Annotated in this window: 17 protein-coding genes; 7 read left to right on the top strand and 10 right to left on the bottom strand. The window is 63.1% G+C overall.

The window, feature by feature from the left end:
* Positions 1-161: 161 nt before the first annotated feature.
* Positions 162-1,508: a metalloprotease PmbA gene (gene pmbA / locus AC19YR_RS14835; protein ID WP_095107820.1), complete on the bottom strand. Its 1,347-nt coding sequence runs from the start codon at positions 1,506-1,508 to the stop codon at positions 162-164.
* Between the two features lie 108 nt (positions 1,509-1,616).
* Between pmbA and yjgA the strand changes: the two genes are divergently transcribed.
* Positions 1,617-2,138, top strand: coding sequence for a ribosome biogenesis factor YjgA (gene yjgA / locus AC19YR_RS14830; protein WP_095107819.1), 522 nt, complete (start codon positions 1,617-1,619; stop codon positions 2,136-2,138).
* A 56-nt stretch (positions 2,139-2,194) separates the two neighbouring features.
* Here yjgA and tldD read toward each other — a convergent pair whose 3' ends face one another.
* The 8 genes from tldD to mreB form a co-directional block, all read right to left on the bottom strand.
* Positions 2,195-3,637: a metalloprotease TldD gene (tldD, locus tag AC19YR_RS14825; RefSeq protein WP_500599026.1), complete on the bottom strand. Its 1,443-nt coding sequence runs from the start codon at positions 3,635-3,637 to the stop codon at positions 2,195-2,197.
* Between the two features lie 18 nt (positions 3,638-3,655).
* Positions 3,656-4,504, bottom strand: coding sequence for a carbon-nitrogen hydrolase family protein (locus tag AC19YR_RS14820; RefSeq protein WP_500599025.1), 849 nt, complete (start codon positions 4,502-4,504; stop codon positions 3,656-3,658).
* A 58-nt stretch (positions 4,505-4,562) separates the two neighbouring features.
* The gene (locus AC19YR_RS14815; protein ID WP_500599023.1) at positions 4,563-8,366 is read right to left on the bottom strand and encodes a YhdP family protein; all 3,804 of its coding nucleotides are present in this window, start codon (positions 8,364-8,366) and stop codon (positions 4,563-4,565) included.
* Between the two features lie 76 nt (positions 8,367-8,442).
* Positions 8,443-9,900 carry a ribonuclease G gene (gene rng, locus AC19YR_RS14810; protein WP_095107815.1) on the bottom strand — a complete coding sequence of 486 codons (1,458 nt, stop codon included), beginning with the start codon at positions 9,898-9,900 and terminating at the stop codon, positions 8,443-8,445.
* A 57-nt stretch (positions 9,901-9,957) separates the two neighbouring features.
* The gene (locus AC19YR_RS14805) at positions 9,958-10,551 is read right to left on the bottom strand and encodes a Maf family protein (protein WP_500599020.1); all 594 of its coding nucleotides are present in this window, start codon (positions 10,549-10,551) and stop codon (positions 9,958-9,960) included.
* 43 nt (positions 10,552-10,594) lie between these two features.
* Entirely contained in the window at positions 10,595-11,083 is a 489-nt protein-coding gene (gene mreD, locus AC19YR_RS14800; protein WP_095107813.1) for a rod shape-determining protein MreD, read from the bottom strand.
* Positions 11,084-12,151 carry a rod shape-determining protein MreC gene (gene mreC, locus AC19YR_RS14795; RefSeq protein WP_500599029.1) on the bottom strand — a complete coding sequence of 356 codons (1,068 nt, stop codon included), beginning with the start codon at positions 12,149-12,151 and terminating at the stop codon, positions 11,084-11,086.
* A 141-nt stretch (positions 12,152-12,292) separates the two neighbouring features.
* On the bottom strand, positions 12,293-13,330 hold the full coding sequence (gene mreB, locus AC19YR_RS14790) for a rod shape-determining protein MreB (protein ID WP_002555108.1): 1,038 nt from the start codon (positions 13,328-13,330) through the stop codon (positions 12,293-12,295).
* 210 nt (positions 13,331-13,540) lie between these two features.
* Here mreB and gatC point away from each other — a divergent pair, with 210 nt between their 5' ends.
* Genes gatC through AC19YR_RS14760 form a run of 6 tightly spaced genes read left to right on the top strand, consistent with a single transcriptional unit; the run spans position 13,541 to position 18,661 of the window.
* On the top strand, positions 13,541-13,828 hold the full coding sequence (gene gatC, locus AC19YR_RS14785; RefSeq protein WP_095107811.1) for an Asp-tRNA(Asn)/Glu-tRNA(Gln) amidotransferase subunit GatC: 288 nt from the start codon (positions 13,541-13,543) through the stop codon (positions 13,826-13,828).
* 16 nt (positions 13,829-13,844) lie between these two features.
* Positions 13,845-15,296, top strand: a complete 1,452-nt coding sequence (gene gatA, locus AC19YR_RS14780) for an Asp-tRNA(Asn)/Glu-tRNA(Gln) amidotransferase subunit GatA (RefSeq protein WP_500599018.1) — start codon at positions 13,845-13,847, stop codon at positions 15,294-15,296.
* A gap of 10 nt (positions 15,297-15,306) precedes the next feature.
* The gene (gene gatB, locus AC19YR_RS14775) at positions 15,307-16,752 is read left to right on the top strand and encodes an Asp-tRNA(Asn)/Glu-tRNA(Gln) amidotransferase subunit GatB (RefSeq protein ID WP_095107809.1); all 1,446 of its coding nucleotides are present in this window, start codon (positions 15,307-15,309) and stop codon (positions 16,750-16,752) included.
* 58 nt (positions 16,753-16,810) lie between these two features.
* Positions 16,811-17,182 carry a septal ring lytic transglycosylase RlpA family protein gene (locus AC19YR_RS14770; RefSeq protein ID WP_095107808.1) on the top strand — a complete coding sequence of 124 codons (372 nt, stop codon included), beginning with the start codon at positions 16,811-16,813 and terminating at the stop codon, positions 17,180-17,182.
* Positions 17,183-17,231: 49 nt separating this feature from the next.
* Positions 17,232-18,287 (top strand): calcium/sodium antiporter, encoded by a 1,056-nt coding sequence (locus AC19YR_RS14765; protein ID WP_500599028.1) that lies wholly within the window; start codon positions 17,232-17,234, stop codon positions 18,285-18,287.
* Positions 18,284-18,661: a carboxymuconolactone decarboxylase family protein gene (locus AC19YR_RS14760; protein ID WP_095107806.1), complete on the top strand. Its 378-nt coding sequence runs from the start codon at positions 18,284-18,286 to the stop codon at positions 18,659-18,661. Before AC19YR_RS14765 ends, AC19YR_RS14760 begins: the two co-directional genes overlap by 4 nt.
* Before the next feature lie 720 nt (positions 18,662-19,381).
* On the opposite strand, the gene AC19YR_RS14755 is transcribed toward AC19YR_RS14760, so the two are convergent.
* Positions 19,382-20,323, bottom strand: coding sequence for an AEC family transporter (locus AC19YR_RS14755; RefSeq protein WP_500599016.1), 942 nt, complete (start codon positions 20,321-20,323; stop codon positions 19,382-19,384).
* Positions 20,324-20,494: the final 171 nt, after the last annotated feature.

Genomic DNA, 20,494 nt, shown 5'->3' with positions numbered 1-20,494 from the left:
TGCTCGCGGCGGCTAAAAACACAGAAATAAGCGGGCGATCTGATCGTTTTTGATCGGTTGACCGCTTTCAAAATCGGCGGAGGCTGAAGTCAGCCAGAAATACAGGGCTACTTCAGACCATCCCTAACAACCCATCGTATTGTTAGGCGCTTCTATCTTTATCAGCTACCCGCCACCGTCATCCGCTCGATCAACACCGAACCAGTGCGAATGTTGCTGCGCAGTTCCAGGTCATTCCCCACGGCGACGATCTGCTTGAACATGTCGCGCATGTTGCCGGCAATGGTCACTTCCTGGACTGCGAACTGAATCTCGCCGTTCTCCACCCAGAAACCCGCCGCGCCCCGGGAGTAGTCGCCGGTGACCATATTTAGGCCCTGGCCCATCAACTCGGTCACCAACAGGCCGCGGCCCATGCGCCGCAGCAACGCGGCCTGGTCTTCATCGCCGTGGGTGACGAACAGGTTATGCACGCCGCCGGAGTTGGCGGTGCTGGGCATGCCCAACTTGCGGCCCGAATAGGTGCCCAACACGTAGGACACCAACTCGCCGTTCTCGACGAAAGGTTTGGCGTAGGTCGCCAGGCCATCGCCATCGAACGACGCACTGCCCATGGCGCGCATCAAGTGCGGGCGCTCGTCCAGGGTCAGCCACTGGGGGAAGACCTTCTGCCCTAGGGCGCCTTCGAGGAACGATGATTTGCGGTACAGGTTGCCGCCGGAAATCGCCCCCAAAAAGCTGCCGAACAGACCGCCAGCCAGTTCGGCGGAAAACAGCACCGGCACTTCGCAGGTCGGCACCGGGCGTGCGCCCAGACGGCTGGCGGCACGCTGCGCGGCGCGTTGGCCGATGGTCACCGGGTCCATCAGCAATTCACCCTGGCGGTTCACGTCATACCAGTAATCGCGCTGCATCTGGCCGTCGGCTTCGGCGATCATCACGCAACTGAGGCTGTGGCGGGTCGAGGCGTAGCCGCCGACGAAACCGTGGCTGTTGCCGTACACACGACAGCCCTGGTGGGTGCTCAGCGTGGTGCCGTCGGCGTTCTTGATCCGGCTGTCGGTGGCGAACGCCGCCGCTTCACAGGCCAAGGCCTGTTCGATGGCTTGTTCGGGGGTGATATCCCAGGCGTGGAATAGGTCGAAGTCTTGCAAGTCCCTGGCCATCAGCGCCGCGTCGGCCAGGCCCGAGCTTTCATCTTCAGAGGTGTGCTGGGCGATGGCCAGGGCCGCGGCCACGGTTTCGCGGATCGCTTGCGGGCCGCTGGCCGAGGTGCTGGCCGAGCCTTTGCGCTGGCCCACGTACAAGGTGATGCCAAAACCCTGGTCGCGGTTGAACTCGACCGTTTCCACTTCCCGCTGGCGCACCGAGGTGGACAAGCCCTGCTCCAGGGAAACGGCGACCTCACAGGCACTGGCGCCCTGGCGCTTGGCTTCGGCGATGATCTGCTCGACTTGGTCCTGCAGGGCCGGCAACGCTTGCGGGCCGACGCTTTGGGCTGCACTCATGGTTTTCTCCACTCAAATTCTGCTTTCGGTTAAGGCCTTCGAGCGACCGGGCCGGACAAGCGGCCCCCGACTGGTTATCATGGCGGCGTTTCTTTGCGGACTGCCACCATGGTTGATTCTTACGACGACTCCCTCGATGGGGAGAAAAGCAAATCCCAGGTTAAACGCGAGCTTCATGCTCTGGTTGACCTCGGCGAGCGCCTTACAACACTCAAGCCTGACTTGCGCGCCAAACTGCCCTTGACCGACGCCATGCGCCGGGCCCTGGACGAAGCGCCCAAGCACACCGCGAACATTGCGCGTAAACGGCACCTGCAATTTATCGGCAAGCTGATGCGCGACCAGGACACGGACGCCATTCTGGTTTTGCTCGATCAACTGGATGCCTCCACCCGCCAGTACAACGAACGTTTCCACGGCCTGGAACGCTGGCGCGATCGCTTGATCGCGGGCGATGACGGCGTGCTGGAAAAATTCGTCGTCGATTACCCGGACGCGGACCGCCAACAACTGCGCTCCCTGATCCGTCAGGCCCAGCATGAGCTTGCCCATAACAAGCCCCCTGCTTCGAGCCGCAAAATCTTCAAGTACATCCGCGAGCTGGACGAGACACAACGCGGCCTGCGTTAGTTTTCGCCCCCGGGTGGGCCGGGCCGCAATGCGGGCCGCCCACCCAAGGCTCCTCCTCACGCGCCCGTGCCACCCACGGTGATCGCGTCAATCTTCAGCGTTGGCTGGCCGACACCCACCGGCACCGACTGCCCATCCTTGCCACACGTCCCCACACCGCTGTCCAACGACAGGTCGTTGCCCACCATCGACACCCGGCTCATGGCCTCCGGCCCGTTGCCGATCAGGGTCGCGCCTTTGACCGGTGCAGTGATCTTGCCGTCCTCGATCAAATACGCTTCGCTGGTGGAGAACACGAACTTGCCGCTGGTGATGTCCACCTGGCCGCCGCCCAGGTTGGCGCAGTAGATACCCTTCTTCACCGAGGCGATGATTTCCGCCGGGTCGCTTTCGCCGCCCAGCATGTAGGTATTGGTCATGCGCGGCATCGGCAGGTGCGCATAGGACTCGCGGCGGCCGTTGCCGGTGCGCGCCACACCCATCAGGCGGGCGTTGAGCTTGTCCTGCATATAGCCTTTGAGCACGCCGTTTTCGATCAGGGTGGTGCACTCGGTCGGCGTGCCTTCATCGTCCATGCTCAGCGACCCGCGACGCCCGGCCAGGGTACCGTCGTCCACGATGGTGCAGAGTTTGGAGGCGACCATTTCGCCCATGCGCCCGCTGTAGGCCGAACTGCCCTTGCGGTTGAAATCACCCTCCAGGCCATGGCCGACCGCTTCGTGCAACAGCACACCGGACCAGCCCGACCCCAGCACCACCGGGAAAGTGCCGGCCGGCGCGGGGATCGCTTCAAGGTTGACCAACGCCTGGCGCAGCGCTTCGCGGGCATAGCCCATGGCGCGGTCCTCGGCGAGGAAGTACCGGTAGTCGGTACGCCCGCCACCGCCGTGGCCGCCTCGCTCGCGGCGGCCGTTCTGCTCGACGATCACGCTGACGTTGAAGCGCACCAACGGCCGCACATCCGCTGCCAGGGTGCCATCGGTGGACGCCACCAAAATGCGCTCCCAGACCCCAGCCATGCTCACGGTGACCTGCTGGATGCGCGGGTCGAGGGCGCGGGTCGCGGCATCGACACGCTTGAGCAGCTCGACCTTTTCCGCACGGCTGATGACTTCCAGGGGGTTGTCAGGGCCGTAGAGCTGGGTCACGTCCTGGGTGCTGAAGGCCTGCACGCTGCCGTGCTGGCCGGCGCGGGAAATCGACCGTGCTGCACGGGCCGCCAGGCCCAGGGCTTCGAGGGTGATGGCGTTGCTGTAGGCGAAACCGGTTTTTTCCCCGGCCTGGGCACGTACGCCCACGCCTTGGTCGAGGTTGAAACTGCCTTCCTTGACGATGCCGTCTTCCAGCGCCCAGGACTCGGAAATCTGCCCTTGGAAATACAGGTCCGCCGCGTCGATGCCGGGGCCGGCCAGGTCACCGAGCACCGCTTGCAGGCTGTCGATCGTCACGCCACCCGGCGCGAGAAGGTGTTCACTGACTGAGGACAACAACTGGCTCATATGCTTTACGCCTTACATTCATTGTTCTGAGGCAGGCCGCCGGACGCCCTGCGAGAAAAAGCGCCGATGGCTCGCCACCGGCATGCGCGCCCGGATGGACGCTTGTTCGCTGCTGTCGCGCGAGGCCAGCAATACGGCCTCGCCCTGATCCTGCTGAGCGAGAATCCGCCCCCAGGGGTCGATAATCGCCGCGTGACCAAAGGTCTCCCGCGGGCCCGGATGCACCCCGCCTTGGGCCGCCGCCAGCACATAGCATTGAGTCTCGATGGCGCGGGCGCGGATCAGTACATCCCAATGGGCAGCACCGGTCACGGCGGTGAAGGCCGACGGCGCGGTAATCAGTTCGGCCCCCGCGGCACGCAATTCGCTGTACAGCTCGGGAAAGCGCAGGTCGTAGCACACCGTCAGGCCGACCCGGCCTACCGGGGTGTCGGCGACGACCACCGCACCGCCATGAGCATAGTCATCAGATTCGCGGTAACGGCCACGGGCATCGGCCACATCCACGTCGAACAAGTGCAACTTGTCATAGCGCGCCGCGATGGCACCCTGTTCGTCGATCAACAACGAACAGGCGTTGGCCTTGCTCTCGGGCTGCCCTTCGGGCGGTAGCGGCAACGTGCCAGCGACTATCCATACGTTGAGGTCGCGGGCGGCTTGTTTCAACCACGGCAGGATAGGGCCTTCGCCCAGCGCTTCGGCGCGACCAATAGCGGCGGTATCGCGACGGCCCATGGCGGCGAAATTTTCCGGCAGCACCGCCAGCCGCGCACCGCTGTCGGCGGCACGCTCCAGCAGGCGCCGGGCCTGCAGCAGGTTGGCCGCCACATCGCTCTGGCTGACCATTTGAATCACCGCAAAAGACATGGGGCGCTCCTTGAACGAGATGGCGCCATGCTACTGCATAGGCCCGGATCGTGGCTTTTCAAAAAGGCTTGTCGAAGGTGATCTTCGGTTCTTTCCACGGCCCCTTGACCGTGTACTGCACGCTGGCAAAACGCGCCACGCGGTCGCCGATCAATTTGTCGATGAGGAACAACGCGCCGCCAATGGCCGGCGCCCCCACGATCAATGCGGCGATGGGCAGGTTGTTGGTCACCGGCAAGGTCACCTGGAGCTTGGCATCGACGCGGTCGGCGACCATGTCCAGGGTGCCGTTGAGTTCCAGATTGCTCGACGGCCCGGTCAGCACGATGGGCTCGCGGGTCACGTAGACCCCTTCGCTCGCCACCAGCAGGCCTTTGACCCGGTCGTAGCTCAGGCCTTTGCCGAACAGGTCGGAGAAGTCCAGGCGCAAACGGCGGCCGATGGAGTTGAAATTGAGCAGGCCAAACACCCGCAGCGCCTGGGCGCCGCCTTCGACCTCGACGAACTGGCCTTTGCGCAAGGTCGCGTCGAGGCTGCCGGAATAACGCTTGAGGCCGACCCCCGCCGGCGAGCCACTCCAGCGGCCATCGACGTCCAGGTGGAAACTCTCGCTGGTCACGGTAGGCGCGAAGCCCCAGCCCTTGAGTACATCGGCGAGGTTCTTGCCACTCAGGCGCCCTTTGTACCAACTGCTGGTCGCGCCCGGCACCCCTTCCCATCCACCGGCGCCCTTCAACACCATGCCCTTGAGACCCAGGTCGAGGTTATTGAACGCCATGCCCTTGGCGGTGGGCCGCACGTTGAGCGACCAAGGACCCAGCAAGTCCTGCCCCTGGAACAGTTGATCGATGGATAAATCCAGCGCCGGGACTTTTTTCGGGTCCACCGAGGCCAGAGGGTCCGGCGCGTTCTCGTCAGCCTGGGCTGTGGGGTCGGCGGCCGGCAAACGCACGTACTGCATGTTGATCGCCATGGGCGCAGCCTTGGCATCGGGGATCGACACGCTGCCCTTGGCCTGCTGGCTGTCGATCTGCAAGGCCCAGGCCGCCGGTTTGCGCGCCAACTGCAACTTGACCTGATCCAGGCTGGTGCCAAAGCCACTGAGCTTGCCGACCTTGAAGTCCGCGCCGCTGAGCAGTTGCTTGGCGCTGCCGCCCGGGTCCTGGCCGGCATAGCGTTCCACCAGCACTTTCCAGGGTTCGATATCCAGCTGCGACAACACTCCGCGCACCCGCAGGCCCTTGGCCCCGGGCAGCAGTGCATCGCCGTCGCCGAGGAACAGTTCGCCACGGCCCTCGGCGAACTTGCCGCTTGGCGCAGCGAAAGTGAAGTTGGCCAACTCGCCGTAGTCGAACCAGTAACGCCGCTCGGCGCCCTGCAAAGTCATGCGAAACACGCTGTCGCGCCCGGTGCTGGCCGCCATGCCGAAGGGCGCCGGCAGGTCCACGGCGACGCCTTTGAGGTTGGAGTTGATGCGCAACTGGCTGTCCGGGCCATCGAGGGTCAGTTGCAGTTGGTAAGGGATATCGCCAGACACCGGCAGCGGTTGGCTGACGTTCAACCACTCGGTGAGCTTCTTGACCGTGACCTGCCCCTTGGCCACCACCCGCGTATTGAGGTTCTTGCCCTTGCCGTCGGCGAAAATCTGCGCGGTCACCGGGCGCTCGAATGCTTGGGCGCTGATGTCCTTACCGCTCAGGCCCTTGCTGCTGTCAAAACGCAGGTCGCCCTTGAGTTGGGTCAGTTCCAGGGCCGGCTCGCTGAGTTTGAGGCGGGCCTTGTCGACCTTGAAGTCCACGACGATCTTCGGTTCTTCGCCCTTGACCAGCGGGATGTCGAGTTTCAGGGCGCCACGCAGCTCCCCTTCGCCTTGCCAACCGGCAAAGGTCGAAGCGGTACCGATGGGCGCTTCCTGGAGGATTTTCAGGCCATCGCCCAGGCCACCGGCAAATTCGCCGTCGAGCAGCAAATGGCTGCTTTGCCCGGCCGGGGCATGGGGAATGCTGACGTAGATATCGCGTACCTGGGTATCGAGCAACTGGCCCTTGCTGGCCAGGATGCGCACGCCGCTGTCTTCGACGAACACATCGCCGCTGACCTTGCTGACATGGGGCCAGCCTGGCTGGAACGCCAGCTCGGCGTCATGCACCTTGAAGAACAGGCTGATGCTGCGCGCCGCGTCGATGGCGCCATGGTTCAGCGAGCCCTGGTACTGGAAGAAACCTTCGTCCACCGCGCCCTTGATGATCGCCGTGCGCAGCCATTCGTCCAGCGCCGGGCTGAGCACGGCCGGCAGGTATTTGGCGGTGTAACGGCCGTCGCCGTCCACCAGGCCCACCCGCAGGTCCATGTAGTCTTCCAGGGCTTCATCGAAATTCAGGCGGATCAGGAAGTCGCCGGCGATCTTGCCCTCTTCGCCCAGCACCTTCAGGTAAGGCGCGATCAGGGTGAAGGCGTCTTTGTCGAGCTTCCAGGTCAGCCGTGCGTTGGCTTGGATGTACTGCCAGGGTTTGGCGAAAATCGGGTCCAGGTGCAAGGAGAAATCCTTGCTGTCCATGCGCAACTCGCCCTGGCCGAGGTCGCCCGTGAGGCTGCCGCTGACGTTACGGGCCGCCGGCGCACCATGATAGGCGTTGAAACCAACCCGCTCCAGATGGGTGGCAAAACTCAGGCGCTGGTCGCCCACAGCCTGGGGCCGGTAATCGAGCAGGACATTGCGCAGTGTGCCGGTAACCTTGAGGTTGTCGATGACCACCGCGACTTTTTCCGGGATCGGCACCAGGGCGTCGAGCACCGGCGTCAGCGGGGTCAGGTCGAGGCGGTCGGCCTGTACCTGCCAACGCTCCTCGGTTTTCTCGGTGGCCGCGGTTTGCTTGAGTTGCAGGTGGGATTCCCAGCGGGTCGGCCCCAGGTTCATCGCCAGGGAGTCGACCTTCACCTCAAAGCCCTGGGCGCTGCGCTGGAACCAGGCGTTGAGGGCCAGGTTCTGGAGCGCCACGGGGCTGCGCTCGGCGTAGGCGCCTTTGACTTGCGGCGCATTGAGGCGGGCCACCGCGCTCTGCACGGTACCCTGGCTCCAGTTCAACCAGAACTCGCCTCCGGCCTTGAGCTCGGCAAACCGCCATTGCCGGGTCAGGCGCGCCGGCAGCCAGCGCGACCAATGGCTCTGCGGCAGGCTCAGGTAGACATCCGCCGCGCCTTCACGCCATTGCCCGGCACGCACCTGGGTACGCAGGTTCAGCGCCAGTGGCTGGCCATCGGGCAGGGTCAGGCGTGCATCGAGGCGCTGGCGGCTAGTGCCTGTTTTCAGGCTCAGGCCGACGTAAGTGAGGGTCAGGGGGGCTTCGGCGAACGGCTGCAAAGTGACTTGGCTGTCGAGCACCGACAGCCGCGAGATCATTTGCAGGCGATTGAACAACTGCTCCGGGTCCAGCGGTTGGTCGTCGCGCACCGGCAGGCCTTCGAGGGCCCACTTGCCGTCCTGGTCTTCCTTGAGGTTGAGCTTCAAACCATCGAGTTGCAGGTGGGCGATGCGCACTTCCCGCGCCAACAGGCTGGCCCACAGGTCGGGCACTACGCGCACCTGGTCCAGGTGCAGGGCGTTGCTGCCCTCCCCCAGCACCACGTCATGGGCTTGCAGGATCGGCGCCAGGCCACTCCAGGTGCCCTCCAGGCTGGCGATGTGCAATGGCATCGCCAACGCAGCGCGGCCCTTGGCCTCGACCTCGGCGCGGTATTCGGCCACCAGGGGAATGAGCTCGCGGCCCAGGCTGACGTAGAGCGCAACCAGCACCAACAGCAGCGCACATAGCCCCAGGCCCCAGCGGGTCAGTGCAGCGAAAAAGCGTATTAGACGCTCCATGTCGGGTGGCTCCCATGGCGGTGGTCAGGCAAAACGCTGGAGGCAGCCGCTATTGCGAAAAGTAAAGCACGCGGCTTCAGAGCAGCACCACGTCGTATTGTTCCTGGGAATACATGGTTTCGACCTGAAAACGTATGGTTCGCCCAATAAAGCCTTCCAGTTCCGCGACGTTGCCGGACTCTTCGTCCAGCAAACGGTCCACGACTTTCTGGTTGGCCAGGACGCGATAGCCTAACGCTTGATAGGCCCGGGCCTCGCGTAGGATTTCTCTGAAAATCTCATAACAAATGGTTTCCGGGGTCTTCAACTTACCGCGCCCCTGGCAACTGCTGCACGGCTCGCACAGCACCTGCTCCAGGCTTTCGCGGGTGCGTTTGCGGGTCATCTGCACCAGCCCCAGCTCGGTGATGCCGATGATGTTGGTCTTGGCGTGGTCGCGCTCCAGCTGTTTTTCCAGGGTGCGGATCACCTGGCGCTGGTGCTCTTGGTCTTCCATGTCGATGAAGTCGATGATGATGATCCCGCCCAGGTTGCGCAGGCGCAGTTGCCGGGCAATGGCGGTGGCGGCTTCCAGGTTGGTCTTGAAGATCGTCTCTTCCAGATTGCGATGGCCGACAAAGGCCCCCGTGTTGACGTCGATGGTGGTCATCGCTTCGGCCGGGTCCACCACCAGGTAGCCGCCGGACTTGAGCGGCACCTTGCGCTCCAAGGCTTTCTGGATCTCGTCTTCGACGCCATAGAGGTCGAAAATCGGCCGCTCGCCGGGGTAGTGCTCCAGGCGATCAGCGATCTCAGGCATCAATTCGGCGACGAACTGCGTGGTTTTCTGGAACGTTTCCCGCGAGTCGATGCGGATCTTCTCGATCTTCGGGCTGACCAGATCGCGCAGCGTGCGCAGGGCCAGGCCCAGGTCTTCGTAGATCACATTGGGTGCGCCGCTGGTCTTGATCTGCGCGTCGATCTGGTCCCACAGGCGCCGCAAGTAGCGGATGTCCATGAGGATTTCTTCGGCGCCGGCACCCTCGGCGGCAGTGCGCAGGATAAAACCGCCCGCTTCCTTGATGCCTTCCTGGGCCACGCAATCGCTGACCACTTGCTTGAGGCGCTCGCGCTCGGCTTCGTCTTCGATCTTCAGGGAAATGCCGACGTGGGCGGTGCGCGGCATGTACACCAGGTAGCGGGACGGGATCGACAGTTGGGTCGTCAACCGGGCGCCCTTGGAGCCGATCGGGTCCTTGGTGACCTGCACCACCAGGCTCTGCCCCTCATGGACCAGGGCGCTGATGCTCTCCACTGCCGGGCCTTCGCGCATGGAAATTTCCGAGGCGTGAATGAACGCGGCGCGGTCCAGGCCGATGTCCACGAACGCTGCCTGCATGCCCGGCAGGACCCTGACCACTTTGCCTTTATAGATGTTGCCGACGATCCCACGCTTTTGTGTGCGTTCGACGTGAACTTCTTGCAGGACACCGTTTTCAACCACCGCCACGCGCGATTCCATCGGCGTGATGTTGATTAGAATCTCTTCGCTCATGGCAGGATCTCGTTCAGGCATGTTCACGATAATGGCCGTATCAGTCTGGGACGGCGCTTAGCGCACTGTAAGGTTTTGCCAACAGGGTATGCCGAATTGGCCGAGCAGCTCGTAGGTTTCGCACAAGGGCAGGCCCACAACCGCAGAATAGCTGCCGCTGACCCCCGCCACGAACACCGCGCCTAACCCTTGAATCCCATAGCCACCGGCCTTATCGCACGGTTCGCCGCTGGCCCAGTAGGCCGCTGCCTCGGCCTCGCCAATGGGGCGAAAGCGCACCAGGCTGCGCACCACACGCGCATCGCAGCGGCCACCATCCTCGACGGCCACTGCGGTGAGAACTTCATGCTCGCGCCCGGACAACGCCATTAGCATGGCCCGCGCATCGAGTTCGTCCGCAGGTTTGCCCAGAATCCGCCCATCGAGCACCACCGCTGTGTCAGCTCCCAGCACGCAGAAGTCGCCCTCGCCCACAGCGCCGCGACCGGCCCGGGCCTTGCCGCGCGCCAAGCGCTCGACATAGGCCGCAGGGGGTTCGTCTGCCAGGGGAGTTTCATCGATATCGGCGCCGATGACGCGGAATGCCACGCCGATCTGCGTCAGTAATTCGCGCCGACGCGGGGAGCCAGAGGCCAGATAAAGCGGTTTCATCAAGACATCTCCCTAACGAGGTGCGGGCAAATGCCTGACCGAATCAATTGATTTTGTAGCGTCGGCTCAAGCCCCGCAGGCCGAAGCTGATCCAGGGCCAGAGCAAGGCACTGACCAAGGCCGGAAGCACCAGCGCCAATGTCGGCTGGCGGTTGCCGGTCAAGGCACTGAGCCACAGTTGCACCAGTTGCGCCAGACCGAAGATCACCAGGATCACCAGGCTCTGCTGCCACATCGGGAACATGCGCAGCCGCTGTTGCAGCGACAGCACCAAGAACGTAATCAGGGTCAGGATCAGGGCGTTCTGCCCCAGCAGGGTGCCGTACAGCACATCTTCGGTCAGCCCCAGGCAAAACGCGGTGACCATGCCGACCTTGTGGGGCAGCGCCAGCGACCAGAACGCCAGGAGCAGCGCCAGCCACAGTGGACGCAGGATTTCCATGAATTGGGGCAGCGGCGAAATGCTGAGCAGTAGACCGATAGCGAAGGTCAGCCAGACCATCCAACCATTGCGCAAATGTGTACCTGCCATTTATTGCCTCTGCCCTGTGGGGGCCGTCGGGGCCGCGGTAGGTGGCTTGGCGGCAGCAGGCGTGGCCGGCTTGACCGCGTGTGCGGGTGATGGAGCGGTGGTCGCGGCGGGCAGCGGGGCTGGCGCGACGAGTGCCGACGGGGCGACCGGTTTGGGCACGGTGGCCGGCACGACAGGCGCAACACCGCTTTGCTGATCCTCGGCTTCCTGCGCCTGGGCGGCGTCGTTGGCGCGCTCCTCGGCAGTGCGGTTGTCACTGAACACCAGCAGCAGGTAACGGCTGCGGTTGAGTGCTGCCGTCGGCACGGCGCGGACAATGGCGAAAGGCTGACCGGAGTCGTGGATGACTTCCTTGACCGTCGCCACCGGATAACCTGCCGGGAACCGCTGGCCGAGGCCGGAGCTGACCAACAGGTCGCCTTCCTTGATGTCGGCGGTGTCGGCCACATGGCGCAACTCCAGGCGTTCCGGGTTGCCGGTACCGCTGGCAATCGCCCGCAGGCCATTGCGGTTGACCTGCACGGGAATGCTGTGGGTGGTATCGGTCAGCAGCAGCACGCGGGAGGTGTAGGGCATCAACTCGACCACTTGGCCCATCAGGCCACGGGCATCGAGCACCGGTTGGCCGAGGACCACGCCATCGCGCTCGCCCTTGTTGATGACGATGCGGTGGGTGAAGGGGTTGGGGTCCATGCCGATCAACTCGGCCACTTCGACCTTCTCGTTGACCAGCGCCGAGGAGTTGAGCAACTCGCGCAGACGCACGTTCTGCTCGGTGAGGGCGGCAAGTTTCTGCATGCGGCCCTGCAACAGCAGGTTCTCGGTCTTGAGTTTTTCGTTTTCGGCGACGAGTTCGGTGCGGCTGCCAAACTGGCTGGCAACGCCTTGCCATAGCCGTTGCGGCAGGTCGGTGATCCAGTAGGACTGCATCAGCACCAGCGACATTTGACTGCGCACCGGCTTGAGCACGGTGAAGCGGGCATCGACCACCATCAGGGCTACCGACAGCGCGGCCAGCACCAGCAGGCGTACGCCCAGTGAAGGGCCCTTGGCAAAAAGCGGTTTAATAGGCCGCTCCTCCCAGGCAAAGGTTCTCGTTGTTCATACGGTTTCAAACCGGCCTGGATGCAGATTGACAGAAGATAAACGCAACAGGCAGCACTGCAAAGTGCTGCCTGCGCGGTAACAGCGTAGGTGCTTCCGGCGAGATCACTCGCTGGAAAGCAGATCCATGGTGTGCTTATCCATCATCTCCAACGCCCGACCACCGCCGCGCGCCACGCAGGTCAGCGGGTCTTCGGCAACGATCACCGGCAGCCCGGTTTCCTGGGCCAGCAGCTTGTCCAGGTCACGCAGCAACGCGCCGCCACCGGTCAGCACCAGGCCACGCTCGGCGATGTCGGAAGCCAGTTCCGGCGGCGATTGCTCAAGGGCGCTTTTCACGGCCTGAACGATAGTAGCCAGGGACTCTTGCAGCGCTTCCAGCACTTCATTGGAGTTCAGGGTGAAGGCACGCGGCACGCCTTCGGCCAGGTTGCGGCCGCGCACATCGACTTCGCGCACTTCGCCGCCCGGGTAGGCAGTACCGATTTCCTGCTTGATGCGCTCGGCGGTCGATTCACCGATCAGGCTGCCGTAGTTGCGGCGCACGTAGGTGATGATCGCTTCGTCGAAACGGTCGCCGCCGACCCGTACCGATTCGGCATACACCACACCGTTGAGGGAGATCAGCGCGATTTCAGTGGTACCACCGCCGATATCGACGACCATCGACCCACGTGCCTCCTCAACCGGCAGGCCGGCACCGATGGCCGCAGCCATTGGCTCTTCGATCAGGAATACTTCGCGAGCACCGGCGCCGAGGGCCGACTCACGGATGGCACGACGCTCAACCTGGGTGGATTTGCAAGGAACGCAGATCAACACGCGCGGGCTAGGCTGCAGAAAGCTGTTTTCGTGAACTTTGTTGATGAAGTACTGGAGCATCTTCTCGCAGACGCTGAAGTCGGCGATCACGCCGTCCTTCATCGGACGAATGGCGGCAATGTTGCCAGGTGTGCGGCCCAGCATACGCTTGGCCTCGGTGCCGACGGCAACGACACTTTTCTGGTTGCCATGGGTACGAATGGCCACAACCGATGGCTCATTCAGGACGATACCGCGCTCACGCACGTAAATAAGGGTGTTGGCAGTGCCCAGGTCAATGGAAAGATCGCTGGAAAACATGCCACGCAGTTTCTTGAACATGGGAAAGGGACCCTAGGCAACGCGTGGGTAAAAAAGTGCGGCAAACTCTAACAACGACAGGGATTTTGGGCAAGGCGCCAATATGTTAAATTGACCGCTTTTCTGTGCACCAACCCGCACAATCGCGGCCATATGACCGTAGAAATGCGGTAGTGTTCCGACAATCTAACACACGGACAGCATCCGTTCTGTTTTCCACTGGAGAATCCCATGGCGCTTGAACGCTCCGACGTGGAAAAAATCGCTCATCTGGCCTGCCTTGGCCTGAATGAAGTCGATCTTCCACACATCACTTCGGCCCTGAACAGCATTCTCGGGCTGGTCGACGAAATGCAGGCTGTCGACACCGACGGCATCGAGCCACTGGCCCACCCACTGGAAGCCAGCCAACGCCTGCGTGCAGATGTCGTGACCGAGTCCAATCACCGCGAGGCCTATCAGGCCATCGCGCCAGCGGTCGAGAACGGCCTGTACCTGGTTCCGAAAGTCATCGACTAAAGGGAAAGAGCCTGCAATGCATCAATTGACTCTGGCCGAGATCGCCCGCGGTCTTGCCGACAAGAAATTCTCCTCTACCGAGCTGACCTGCGAGTTGCTGGCGCGTATCGCCAAGCTCGATCCGCAGCTCAACAGTTTCATCAGCCTCACCCAGGACTTGGCCCTGAGCCAGGCCAAGGCCGCCGACACCCGGCGCGCCAACGGTGAGAGCGGCGCCCTACTCGGCGCGCCGATCGCCCATAAAGACCTGTTCTGCACCCAGGGCATCCGCACCAGTTGCGGCTCCAAGATGCTCGACAATTTCAAGGCCCCTTACGACGCCACCGTCGTCGCCAAGCTGGCCGCGGCCGGCGCCGTAACCCTGGGCAAGACCAACATGGACGAATTCGCCATGGGGTCGGCCAACGAGTCGAGCTACTACGGCGCGGTGAAAAACCCGTGGCACCTGGAACACGTGCCCGGCGGTTCGTCCGGGGGTTCGGCCGCTGCCGTGGCGGCACACCTGTTGCCGGCCGCCACCGCCACCGACACCGGCGGCTCGATCCGCCAACCGGCGGCGTTCACCAACCTCACCGGCCTGAAACCGACCTACGGTCGCGTTTCGCGCTGGGGCATGATCGCCTACGCCTCCAGCCTCGACCAGGCCGGCCCGCTGGCCCGCACCGCGCAAGACTGCGCGATCCTGCTGCAAGGCATGGCCGGTTTCGACCCGCAGGACTCCACCAGCATCGACGAGCCCGTGCCGGACTACAGCGCCAGCCTGAACACCTCGCTCAAGGGCCTGCGCATCGGCGTACCGAAGGAATACTTCAGCGCCGGCCTCGACCCGCGTATCGCCGAGTTGGTGCACAACAGCATCAAGGAGCTGGAGAAACTCGGCGCCGTCATCAAGCACATCAGCCTGCCGAACAACCAGCACGCGATTCCTGCCTATTACGTGATCGCCCCGGCCGAAGCCTCCTCCAACTTGTCGCGCTTCGATGGCGTACGGTTCGGCTACCGCTGTGAAGACCCCAAAGACCTCACCGACCTCTACAAGCGCTCGCGCGGCGAAGGTTTCGGCGCCGAAGTGCAGCGCCGGATCATGGTCGGCGCCTACGCCCTCTCGGCCGGCTACTACGACGCCTATTACCTCAAGGCCCAGAAAATCCGGCGCCTGGTGAAAAACGACTTCATGGCAGCCTTTGCAGAAGTCGATGTCATCCTCGGCCCGACCACGCCCAACCCGGCCTGGAAACTCGGCGCCAAGAACGACGACCCGATCGCCGCGTACCTGGAAGACTTCTACACCATCACCGCCAACCTCGCGGGCCTGCCAGGCCTGTCGATGCCGGCCGGTTTCGTCGATGGCCTGCCGGTGGGCGTGCAACTGCTGGCGCCGTACTTCCAGGAGGGGCGTCTGTTGAACGTCGCCCACCAGTATCAGTTGAACACTGACTGGCACACCCGCACCCCGACAGGCTTCTGAGGAGAAACACATGCAATGGGAAGTCGTGATCGGGCTGGAGATTCATACCCAGCTCGCCACCCAATCGAAGATTTTCTCCGGTAGCGCCACCACGTTCGGCGCAGAGCCCAACACCCAGGCCAGCCTGGTAGACCTGGGCATGCCCGGCGTGCTGCCGGTGCTGAACCAGGAAGCGGTGCGCATGGCGGTGATGTTCGGCCTGGCAATTGATGCCGAGATCGGCCAGCACAACGTGTTCGCGCGCAAGAACTACTTCTACCCAGACCTGCCCAAGGGCTACCAGATCAGCCAGATGGAACTGCCGATCGTCGGCAAGGGCCACCTGGACATCGCCCTTGAAGACGGCACGGTCAAGCGCGTCGGCATCACCCGCGCACACCTGGAAGAAGACGCCGGCAAGAGCCTGCACGAAGAATTCAACGGCGCCACCGGCATCGACCTGAACCGCGCCGGTACGCCGCTGCTGGAAATCGTCTCCGAGCCGGACATGCGCAGCGCCAAGGAAGCCGTCGCCTACGTCAAGGCGATCCACGCCCTGGTGCGCTACCTGGGCATTTGCGATGGCAACATGGCCGAAGGCTCGCTGCGTTGCGACTGCAACGTGTCCATCCGGCCCAAGGGCCAGGTCGAGTTCGGCACCCGCTGCGAGATCAAGAACGTCAACTCGTTCCGCTTCATCGAGAAGGCGATCAACACCGAAGTGCGTCGCCAGATCGAACTGATCGAGGACGGCGGCAAGGTGATCCAGCAAACGCGCCTGTACGACCCGAACAAAGACGAAACCCGCGCCATGCGCAGCAAGGAGGAAGCCAACGACTACCGTTACTTCCCCGACCCGGACCTGTTGCCGGTGGTCATCGAGGACTCGTTCCTGCGTGACATCCGCGCCACCCTACCGGAATTGCCGCCGCAAAAACGCGAGCGCTTCCAGGAGCAGTTCGGCCTGTCGGTCTACGACGCCAGCGTGCTGGCCACCAGCCGCGAGCAAGCGAACTACTTCGAGCAAGTGGTGAGCATCGCCGGCGACGCGAAACTGGCCGCCAACTGGGTCATGGTCGAGTTGGGCAGCCTGCTCAACAAGCAAGGCCTGGAAATCGACGAAGCGCCGGTCAGCGCCGAGCACCTGGGCGGCATGCTGCTGCGGATCAAGGACAACACCATCTCCGGCAAAATCGCCAAGACCGTGTTTGAAGCCATGGCCGCCGGCGAAGGCAGCGCGGACGAGATCATCGACAAGCGCGGCCTCAAGCAGGTGACCGACAGCGGCGCGATCAGCGCGGTGCTGGACGAAATGCTCGCGGCCAACGCCGAGCAGGTCGAGCAGTACCGCGCGGCGGACGAAGCCAAGCGCGGCAAGATGTTCGGTTTCTTCGTCGGCCAGGCCATGAAAGCCTCCAAGGGCAAGGCCAACCCGCAACAGGTCAACGAACTGCTCAAAAGCAAGCTCGAAGGCTGACCTCTGTAGGGGCCGGGTATTCCCGGCCCCTACAGCATTTGCTTGGGGGATACCTTGCATGAAGCGCCTCCTGGGCCTACTGGCCCTGTTCTCTGTCCTCGCGGGTTGCGCCAGCGGCGTGATCGACCCCGACGGCTACGATAAAACCGGCACCGCCTCCTACTACGGCGCCAAACACCACGGCAAACGCACCGCCAGTGGCGAACCCTTCGACCAGCACGCCCTGACCGCCGCCCACCGCCAGCTCCCTTTTGGCACCCGGGTCAAGGTCACCAATGTGAACAACGACAAAACCGTGGTGGTACGCATTAACGACCGCGGCCCCCATGTACGCGGGCGCCTGATCGACCTGTCCCGCGCGGCGGCGCAGCAACTGGGCATGCTGCGCAGCGGCACCGCTCGCGTGCGCGTGCAAGCCCTGAACAACTGACAGCGGAGCCCCGGCCATCCTCGGATTAAGCGCGTTACCCCTCATCAGCCTGCTGCAATTGCTCGGCGGGTTGCTGTTGCTGCTGGTCGGCGCCGAACTGCTGGTACGCGGCGCCGTGCACCTGGCCGCGCGCCTGAAGGTACGCGCCCTGATAATCGGCCTGAGCATCGTCGCCTTCGGCAGCAGCGCGCCGCAAATGGCGGTCAGCCTGCAAGCCACCCTCTCGCAGAACACCGACATCGCGGTGGGCAGCGTGATCGGCGGGAGCATTTTCAACGTGCTCGTCACTCTGGGGTTTTCCGCTCTCATCATTCCGCTGCGGGTCTCGCGGCAATTGGTGCGCCTGGAAATCCCCCTGATGATCGGCGCCAGCCTGCTGGTGTTTGCCCTGGCCTGGAATGAAGAACTGACGCCCCTCGATGGTCTCGCTTTGCTGACCGCCCTGGTGCTGTACCTGGGGTTGCTGCTGCGCCGATCACAGCACTCGACCCACCCCTACCCCACGCCCGGTGAAACCACACCCTGGTTTGGCAGTTTGCTGCTGATGTTCGGCGGGCTGCTTCTATTAGCGTGCGCCGGGCACTTGCTGTTGAACGCGGCGGTCGAGGTGGCGACCGACCTGGGCCTGTCGGAACGGGTGATCGGCCTGACCGTGGTCGCGGTCGGCACTTCGTTGCCGCAACTGGCCACCTCGCTGATTGCCGCCCTGCGCGGCCAGCGCGATATCGCAGTGGGCAACGTGATCGGCAGCAACCTGTTCAACCTGCTGGGGGTACTGGGCTTCACCGCCCTGGTGGCGCCCACGCCACTGTCAGTCTCGCCCAATGCCCTGGCTTTCGACCTGCCGGTGTTGCTGGGCGTGGCGCTGCTGTGCCTGCCGGTGTTCTATTCCGGCTACCGCATCACCCGCGCCGAAGGCCTGTTGTTTCTGTGCCTGTACCTGGCCTACGGGCTGCATGTGGTGTCGTTCACCACCGGCATGCCCCTGGCGGGCAAGCTGGAACACTTGATGCTGTTTTACGTTCTGCCGGCGCTCCTGGCGTTTTTGCTGTTCACGTCCGTGCGCGCCTGGCGCCGCCAACACCACAAGAGGGAATCGCAATGACCGAGAACAAAAAGACCGGCCTGGACATGCGCCGCCAGGTAATGGGCGACGCCTTTGTCGACCGTGCCCTGGGCAACGCCACCGAGTTCACCCAGCCACTGCAGGATTTCGTCAACGACCACGCCTGGGGCGGGGTGTGGAACCGCGAGGGCCTGCCCCTCAAGACCCGCAGCCTGATTACCCTCGCCACCCTCACTGCCCTCAAGTGCCCGCAGGAACTCAAGGGCCACGTGCGCGGGGCGCTGAACAATGGTTGCAGCGTCGAAGAAATCCGCGAAACCCTGCTGCACTGCGCGGTGTATGCCGGCGTACCAGCCTGCATCGACGCCTTTCGCGCGGCCCAGGAAGTGATCGAAGCCTACCCGAATACTTGAATCCCTGACGGGCCGGCGCCAGGCAACTTGCGCCCGCCCGCCACAACTACCGATTCATATCTGGCAAATCATTAGTCATACCCCAAGTCACCCGCAAATAGCTTACTGGCTGCCCTTAAAAGACTTGCCGGCGAATATTCTTATGACTAAAACAACGATTTGCCTGACAGCCATATCAGCGAGCACTTTCTTCAGCGCGGAAAGTTGCGTATCACCAGGCTTCCAAATGTGTTTTTAATCCAACCAGTCGAACTTCAATGAAGTATTGAGCTGCTATAAACAGGAACAATTTTCACGCCCACTGGATTGCACCCCCACGGGCACGCAACATCTGTAAGACGTGGAAAAACGCAGCTTTACCCAGCCTTACTGCCACCACCACAACCCATAGCGCGCAACAGCGGTTGACACTGCGTTTATCTGAACCGGCGGTGAAACTGACCCGGTGGTCGGCGCTTAACCCGCTCGCACGGGATTTCCGCTACCCCAGCGGTGTGCGCTATGAAGCAACGCCCAGAGACCTCAATCACAACCGCACCGCTCACGTGCGGATCGACATCCCGGCCAAGGTTGGACCACCACCTTTATCGAAGCCGAATTTGCCGATGGCTTTGTCGCCACCAGCCAGGTCAGCATGCTGCCGGATCGCTACCCCGGTGCCCTGCCACCGGTCCTGGCGCCTACCTGCGTGACCCTATCCGAACCAACAGCAAGCCACGGCTAGATCCAACCGCCCCACTGCAACAGGAAGATGCCGATGTTGGTCGTGACCGCCGCCATCAGGGTGGTGATGACGATGATCGCGGCGGCCAGTTGATGATTGCCATTGGCCGCCCGGGCCATGACAAAACTGGCGGCCGCCGTGGGGCTGGCGAAGTACAGGAACAAAATCCCCAACTCCGCGCCGCGAAACCCCCAGGCCCAGGCGCCGAGGGTAGCCAGCGCCGGCAAACCGATCATTTTCACCAGGCTGGCACTCAGGGCCAGCCGCCCGCTTTCACGCAGCGCCGCCAACGATAAGGTGCCGCCAATGCAGATCAACGCCAGGGGCAGGGTCATTTGCGCCAGGTAAGTGCCGGAGGTTTCCAGCCAGCGTGGCAAGCCGATCTGCCAGTACGCGAACGGCGCGGCCGCCAGCACCGCCAGAATCAGCGGGTTGCTCAGCACACTCTTAGCGATGCTCAAGGGGTTGGACTTGATAACCGGGCTGTACACCGCCAGCACCACGGTGGACAGGGAGTTGTAGAGCAGGATCACCAGCCCCGCGAGAATCGCCCCCAGGGAAATCCCGTAGTCGCCGTACATGCTGGCGGCCAGCGCCAGGCCGATCACCGCGTTATTGCCGCGAAAGGCGCCTTGGGTATAGATGCCTCGGTCTTGGTGCGGGCAACGCCAGATCGCCCAGGCCCAGGCCAGGGAAAAACCCACCAGGGTGGCGACGGTGAAGTAGATCAGCAGCGCCGGCTGCAACGCCGAACGCAAGTCGGCATGCAGGATGCCCATGAACAGCAGCGCCGGCATGGTGACGTTGAACACCAGGGATGACGCGGTGTGGATAAAACTGTCGTTGATCCAGCCAATACGCTTGAGCCACACCCCCAAAAACAGCATCGCGAACACCGGCGCGGTGATAGTCAGGGTTTCCAGAAAGATTGCCAGCATGGGCGGTGGACCTTGTGCCTGTCATTAGGGGGCTAATCATAGGCCAGGCCAGCGGGGTTGCGATCAGGCGATTGAGGGCACTGGCCGTATCCCACGCAAAAAAACCGATCGTCGTACAAAAACCGGTGATCGCGCAGGGTGCGCAGCCAAGTAGAGGGAGCAGCACACCTG

This window comes from Pseudomonas sp. MF08817 (assembly GCF_059862705.1).
This window is presented reverse-complemented; position numbering and strand designations above follow the sequence as displayed.

What these genes read in the sequence shown, in the direction of transcription:
- pmbA (WP_095107820.1), bottom strand. Translation starts at nt 1,508, where the DNA reads ATGAGTGCAGCCCAAAGCGTCGGCCCGCAAGCGTTGCCGGCCCTGCAG.
- yjgA (WP_095107819.1), top strand. Translation starts at nt 1,617, where the DNA reads ATGGTTGATTCTTACGACGACTCCCTCGATGGGGAGAAAAGCAAATCC.
- tldD (WP_500599026.1), bottom strand. Translation starts at nt 3,637, where the DNA reads ATGAGCCAGTTGTTGTCCTCAGTCAGTGAACACCTTCTCGCGCCGGGT.
- AC19YR_RS14820 (WP_500599025.1), bottom strand. Translation starts at nt 4,504, where the DNA reads ATGTCTTTTGCGGTGATTCAAATGGTCAGCCAGAGCGATGTGGCGGCC.
- AC19YR_RS14815 (WP_500599023.1), bottom strand. Translation starts at nt 8,366, where the DNA reads ATGGAGCGTCTAATACGCTTTTTCGCTGCACTGACCCGCTGGGGCCTG.
- rng (WP_095107815.1), bottom strand. Translation starts at nt 9,900, where the DNA reads ATGAGCGAAGAGATTCTAATCAACATCACGCCGATGGAATCGCGCGTG.
- AC19YR_RS14805 (WP_500599020.1), bottom strand. Translation starts at nt 10,551, where the DNA reads ATGAAACCGCTTTATCTGGCCTCTGGCTCCCCGCGTCGGCGCGAATTA.
- mreD (WP_095107813.1), bottom strand. Translation starts at nt 11,083, where the DNA reads ATGGCAGGTACACATTTGCGCAATGGTTGGATGGTCTGGCTGACCTTC.
- mreB (WP_002555108.1), bottom strand. Translation starts at nt 13,330, where the DNA reads ATGTTCAAGAAACTGCGTGGCATGTTTTCCAGCGATCTTTCCATTGAC.
- gatC (WP_095107811.1), top strand. Translation starts at nt 13,541, where the DNA reads ATGGCGCTTGAACGCTCCGACGTGGAAAAAATCGCTCATCTGGCCTGC.
- gatA (WP_500599018.1), top strand. Translation starts at nt 13,845, where the DNA reads ATGCATCAATTGACTCTGGCCGAGATCGCCCGCGGTCTTGCCGACAAG.
- gatB (WP_095107809.1), top strand. Translation starts at nt 15,307, where the DNA reads ATGCAATGGGAAGTCGTGATCGGGCTGGAGATTCATACCCAGCTCGCC.
- AC19YR_RS14770 (WP_095107808.1), top strand. Translation starts at nt 16,811, where the DNA reads ATGAAGCGCCTCCTGGGCCTACTGGCCCTGTTCTCTGTCCTCGCGGGT.
- AC19YR_RS14760 (WP_095107806.1), top strand. Translation starts at nt 18,284, where the DNA reads ATGACCGAGAACAAAAAGACCGGCCTGGACATGCGCCGCCAGGTAATG.
- AC19YR_RS14755 (WP_500599016.1), bottom strand. Translation starts at nt 20,323, where the DNA reads ATGCTGGCAATCTTTCTGGAAACCCTGACTATCACCGCGCCGGTGTTC.